The following is a 5,464-nucleotide window of genomic DNA, read 5'->3' as shown; positions in this document are numbered from 1 at the left end:
ACCGGCGAGCCCTACCTGCGCGACCCGCGCGGCGTGGCCCAGCGCGCGGAGGCCTACCTGAGCTCCTCCGGCATCGCCGACACGGCGTTCTTCGCCCCCGAGGCCGAGTTCTTCATCTTCGAGGACGGCCGCTACTTCGTGGTCCTGAAGGACCAGCCGTCGGTGACCGCCCCCGAGGCCGGCGCCGTTCCGGGCGCCGCCCCGAAGGCGAAGTTCGACCCCTCGCACCCGCGCGTGAAGAACTACGAGGCCAAGCTCCAGCGCCAGCAGGCGAAGGTCGCGAAGACCCACGGCGCCAAGGCCGAGATCTCCTTCCAGCGCGCCGTGAACGCGTTCGTCGCCGAGCTGACCGCCGAGGAGGCCCAGGCGATCGCGAAGGACCCGGCCGTGCTCGGCGTCGCACCGGACGAGCAGGTGGCCCCGGACTACAGCTCCACCGAATTCCTCGGCCTGCCCGGCAAGAAGGGCACCTGGAAGTCCGTGTACGGCAAGGCCGAGAACGCGGGCAAGGGCGTGGTGGTCGGCGTCATCGACTCCGGCATCCACCCGGACAACCCGTTCATCGACGGTCAGCCCGTCCAGCCGCTCAAGGGCAAGGCCAAGGTCGGCGTGCCGTACCGCACCGCGGACGGCCAGATCGCCGTGCTCAAGGCGGACGGCACCACCGCCACGGCCGAGTGCGAGACCGGCCCGGACTTCCCGGCGTCGTCGTGCGACTCCAAGCTGATCGGCGCCTACGCCTTCTCCGACGACTTCGAGCGCTTCGTCCCGGTGGACGAGCGGGCCCCGGAGGAGCGCATCTCCCCGCTGGGCGTGTTCTCCCACGGCACCCACGTGGCCACCACCATCCTCGGCAACACCGGGGTGGAGCAGACCATCGACGACGACTCCTTCGGCGAGGGCGCGGGCGTGGCCCCGGCCGCCCACCTGATCTCCTACAAGATCTGCTGGGAGGACACCGACCCGAACACCGGCGGCTGCTACACCTCCGCCTCCGTGGCCGCCATCGAGCAGGCCATCGAGAACAACGTGGACGTGCTGAACTACTCGATCTCCGGCTCCAACACCTCGATCGTGGACCCGGTGGCCATGGCCTTCAAGTCCGCCGCCGAGGCCGGCATCTTCGTGGCCGCCTCCGGCGGCAACTCCGGCCCCGGCCCGAACACCGTGAACCACGGCTCCCCGTGGCTGACCACCGTGGCCGCGGAGACGTTCTCCAACGAGCTCACCGCCACCGTGCAGTTCTCCGACGGCACGCAGCTCCGGGGCGCCTCCTCGGCCCGCACCGGCGTGGGCCCGGCCGAGGTCATCCACGCGTCCGAGGTCGCCGCCGGCGACGCCGAGGCCGCGCGTCTCTGCCTGCCCGGCGGGCTCACCGAGGAGGCCGCCGGCAAGATCGTGCTCTGCGAGCGCGGCGGGAACGCCCGCACCGAGAAGTCGCAGGTGGTGGAGGAGGCCGGCGGCGTCGGCATGATCCTCGTGAACACCCCGTCCGGCTCGCTGGACGCGGACATCCACGCGGTGCCGACCGTGCACATGAACGACAACGGCGTGATCGAGAAGGTGAAGTCCTCCGACCTCACCGCCACGATCGTCCCGGGCGACACCACCGGCCTGCCGGAGGACCCGCTGCCCCAGATCGCCGGCTTCTCCTCCCGCGGCCCGGCCAACGCCGTGAACCAGGAGCTCCTGAAGCCCGACCTCGCCGCCCCCGGTGTGAACGTGATCGCCGGCGTCTCCCCGCTGGACCCCGACTACCACGGCAACACGTTCGGCCTGATGTCCGGCACGTCCATGGCCTCGCCGAACCTGGCCGGCATGGCCACGCTGCTGATCGGCAAGTACCCGGGCTGGTCCCCGATGGCCGTGAAGTCCGCCCTCATGACCACCGCCGGCGACGTGTACAACGCCGACGGCACCGTGAACACGGACAACTTCGCCACGGGCGCCGGCTCCGCCGATCCGGCCGCCGCCGCCCGCCCGGGCCTGGTCTACGAGTCCGGCAAGGAGCAGTGGGACGCGCTGCTGCGCGGCGACATCGCCGGCCGTGACGTGAACGTCCCGTCCCTGGCGATCCCCGACGTCGTCGGCTCGGCCACCGTGACCCGCACCGTGACCGCCCTGGAGAACGGCCGCTGGCGGTTCTCTGCGAACGTGCCCGGCTTCGAGGTGACCGCCTCCCCGGCCGTGCTGGACCTGAAGGCCGGCCAGTCCGCCGACGTCGAGCTGACCGTCACCCGCACCGACGCCGCCGTGAACACCTGGACCCACGGCTCCATGTCCTGGACCACCGCCAAGGGCAAGGCCGTCCCGGAGGTGACCTCCCCGGTCACCGTGAAGGCGAAGTCCGCGACCGTCACCTCCGCCGTCGAGGGCTCCGGCGCCACCGGCTCCGCCGACGTGGAGATCACCCCCGGCGTGACCGGTGAGCTGACCCCGCAGGTCCTGGGCCTGGGCAAGGTGGACTCCACCGTGGCCGCCGCCACCGCGAGCAACTCGCTCGTGTCCAGCGCACTGGCCGTGTCCACGGTGACCGTGGAGGAGGGCACCAAGTCCCTGGTGGCCTCGATCAACGCGGGGGCTGCCGGCGCCGACTGGGACCTGTACGTGATCACCCCCGAGGGCAAGCAGCTCTCCCGGGCGACTGCGGACGAGTCCGAGACGCTGACGATCGCGAACCCCACCCCGGGCGCCTACACCGTGGTCGGCCACCTGTACGCGGCCAACGGCGGCAAGGACACCGGCACCCTCGAGACGCTCAAGCTGCGCGAGGACGCGGGCAACCTGACCGTCTCCCCGAACCCGGTCCCCGTGACCTCGGGCAAGGCCACCGAGGCGACCCTCTCCTGGTCCGGCCTGACCTCGGGCACCTGGAAGGGCCTCGTCACCTGGGACGCGGGCATCACGACCGACGTGACCGTCCAGGTCCCGTGACCGCCGACCCCCTCCGTCCTCGCTGACGGAACGGGAGGGACCCCGCACGACGCCGGCCCCGCACCTTCACGCTGAAGGTGCGGGGCCGGCGTCGTGGTGGGTGGGGGAGGGTGGAAGCACCCCGGCCCCCTCGCTTTCGAACGTGGGATAGGCCCTACCTCACGTTCGACAGCGCCCATTCGCCCCATTTCACGTTCGAAAGTCGCCCGGGCGGTGGGTGGGGGAGGGTGCGGCGTCAGCGGCCGGTGCCGCCGTAGACCGTGGCCTCCTCCTCGGCGTCGAGGCCGAAGGCGGCGTGCACGGCGCGGACGGCGTCGTCGAGCTTGCTCTCGGCGGTGACCACGGAGATGCGGATCTCCGAGGTGGAGATGAGGTCCACGTTCACGCCGGCGTCGGCGAGGGCCTTGAAGAAGGTGGCGGAGACGCCCGGGTTGGAGCGCATGCCCGCGCCGATCAGCGAGAGCTTGCCGATCTCCGGGTCCGAGACGATGTCCTGGAAGCCGATCCGGTCCTGGGCGGCGCGCAGGGCGGCCATGGCGTCCTTGCCCTCCACGATCGGCAGGGTGAAGGAGATGTCCGTGCGTCCCGAGCCCTCGCGGGAGATGTTCTGCACGATCATGTCGATGTTCACGTTGGACACGGCGATCACGCGGAAGATCTCGGCGGCCTTGCCGGGCACGTCGGGGACGCCGACGATCGTGACCTTGCCCTCGGAGCGGTCGTGGGCGACGCCGGAGACGATGGGCTGTTCCATGGGAGCGCCTTCCTGAAGGGTGATGGTGTCGTTCGGGTCGGGCATGATCCAGGTGCCCTCGTGGTCGGAGAAGGAGGAGCGCACGTGCAGCGGCACGCCGAAGCGGCGCGCGTACTCCACGGAGCGCAGGTGCAGCACCTTGGATCCGGAGGCCGCCATCTCGAGGGTCTCCTCGGAGGAGAGCTCGGTGAGCTTGCGGGCGGTCGGCACGACGCGCGGGTCGGCCGAGTAGACGCCGTCCACGTCCGTGTAGATCTCGCACACGTCCGCGCCGAGCGCGGCGGCGAGGGCGACGGCGGTGGTGTCCGAGCCGCCGCGGCCCATGGTGGTGATGTCCTTGGACTCGGGGCTCACGCCCTGGAACCCGGCCACGATGGCCACGCGGCCGGCGTCGAGGGCCTCCTGCACGCGGTGGGGGTTGACCTTGACGATCCGGGCCCGGCCGTACGAGGTGTCCGTCAGCATGCCGGCCTGGGAGCCGGTGTAGGAGCGGGCCTCGAAGCCCTCGGCATGGATCGCCATCGCGAGCAGGGACATGGAGATGCGCTCGCCCGCCGAGAGCAGGATGTCCATCTCGCGTGCGGGCGCGTCCTGCGTGAGTTCGGCGGCGAGGTCGAGCAGCTCGTCCGTGGTGTCGCCCATGGCCGAGACCACGACGCACACGCGGTTCCCGGCCCGTACCGTGTCCGCGACGCGGCGGGCCACACGCTGGATGCCGGCGGCGTCGGCCACGGAGGAGCCGCCGAACTTCTGGACGATGAGACTCATGGGTCGCTCCGGACAGGGTCGAGGGTCGGTTCGGGCCAAGTCTAGGGGCGCGCACCCGCGCAGGTCCGCCAGGTGAACCCCTGTTCCGGATGCTGGACCCGGCGCCCGCGGCAGGCCAGGACGACGGCGCCCGCGGCCCCGCCTGCGACCCCGGTCGGGCTGGGATCGGCGCCGGGATCATCCCCCGGGTGGATCCGCGTCCGTGCTCGGCGCGGCAAGGATGGGGCCATGACCGCTCCAGCACCCCCGCCCGCCTCACCCGTCCTGGGGGTGGCCGCCCACGACGGGATCGTGGCCCACGGCCTCGCCCGCTCGTTCGGCGCCGTCCATGCGGTGCGGGACGTCTCCCTCACCGTGCCCGCCGGCTCCGTGACGGCCCTCGTCGGCCCGAACGGCTCGGGCAAGACCACGCTCCTGCTGATCCTGGCCACCCTGCTGCGCCCGGACGCCGGCGCCGTGTCCGTGGCCGGGGTGGACGCGGTGCGCGAGCCCGTCGAGGCCCGGCGGCGGCTCGGCTGGATGCCCGACACCCTGGGCGTGTGGGAGGAGCTGACCTGCCACGACATCCTCGCCAGCCTGGGCCGTCTCTACGGCATGGGGAAGGCGGAGGCGTCGGCGCGCGCGGACGAGCAGCTCGCGTGGGTCGAGCTCACGGAGTTCGCCCACCGGCCCGCCCGCGTGCTCTCCCGCGGCCAGCAGCAGCGCCTGTCCCTGGCTCGGGCCACCGTGCACCGGCCCTCCGTCCTGCTCCTGGACGAACCCGCCAACGGCCTCGACCCGGCCGCCCGCATCCGGCTGCGGGACGACTTGCGCGCCATGGCCGCAGCCGGCACCGCCGTGCTCGTCTCCTCCCACGTGCTCGCCGAGCTCGAGGAGATGTCCGACCGCGCCGTGTTCCTCCGTGAGGGCGCCACGGTGGCCACCCAGGAGTTCCGCGCCGCCGACGACCTCGCCCGCCCCTACCGGATCGCCGGACCCGACCCGACGGCCCGGGACACCCTCGTCCGC

The 5,464-nt window shown here is 72.3% G+C and carries 3 protein-coding genes; 2 read left to right on the top strand and 1 reads right to left on the bottom strand.

From position 1 onward, the window contains the following. A partial coding sequence (locus D8M29_RS08185) for a S8 family serine peptidase (RefSeq protein ID WP_194073916.1) occupies window positions 1–2,934 on the top strand: 2,934 nt, incomplete at its 5' end. Between the two features lie 235 nt (window positions 2,935–3,169). Here D8M29_RS08185 and D8M29_RS08180 read toward each other — a convergent pair. After that, a complete protein-coding gene (locus D8M29_RS08180; protein WP_087114450.1) occupies window positions 3,170–4,456 on the bottom strand; it encodes an aspartate kinase in 1,287 nt (428 codons plus the stop codon). A 228-nt stretch (window positions 4,457–4,684) separates the two neighbouring features. On the opposite strand from D8M29_RS08180, the gene D8M29_RS08175 reads away from it, so the two are divergent. Further along, a partial coding sequence (locus D8M29_RS08175) for an ABC transporter ATP-binding protein (protein WP_148111551.1) occupies window positions 4,685–5,464 on the top strand: 780 nt, incomplete at its 3' end.

This window comes from Micrococcus sp. HSID17227 (genome assembly GCF_003989405.1).
GTDB classification, from domain to species: domain Bacteria; phylum Actinomycetota; class Actinomycetes; order Actinomycetales; family Micrococcaceae; genus Micrococcus; species Micrococcus luteus.
This window is presented reverse-complemented; position numbering and strand designations above follow the sequence as displayed.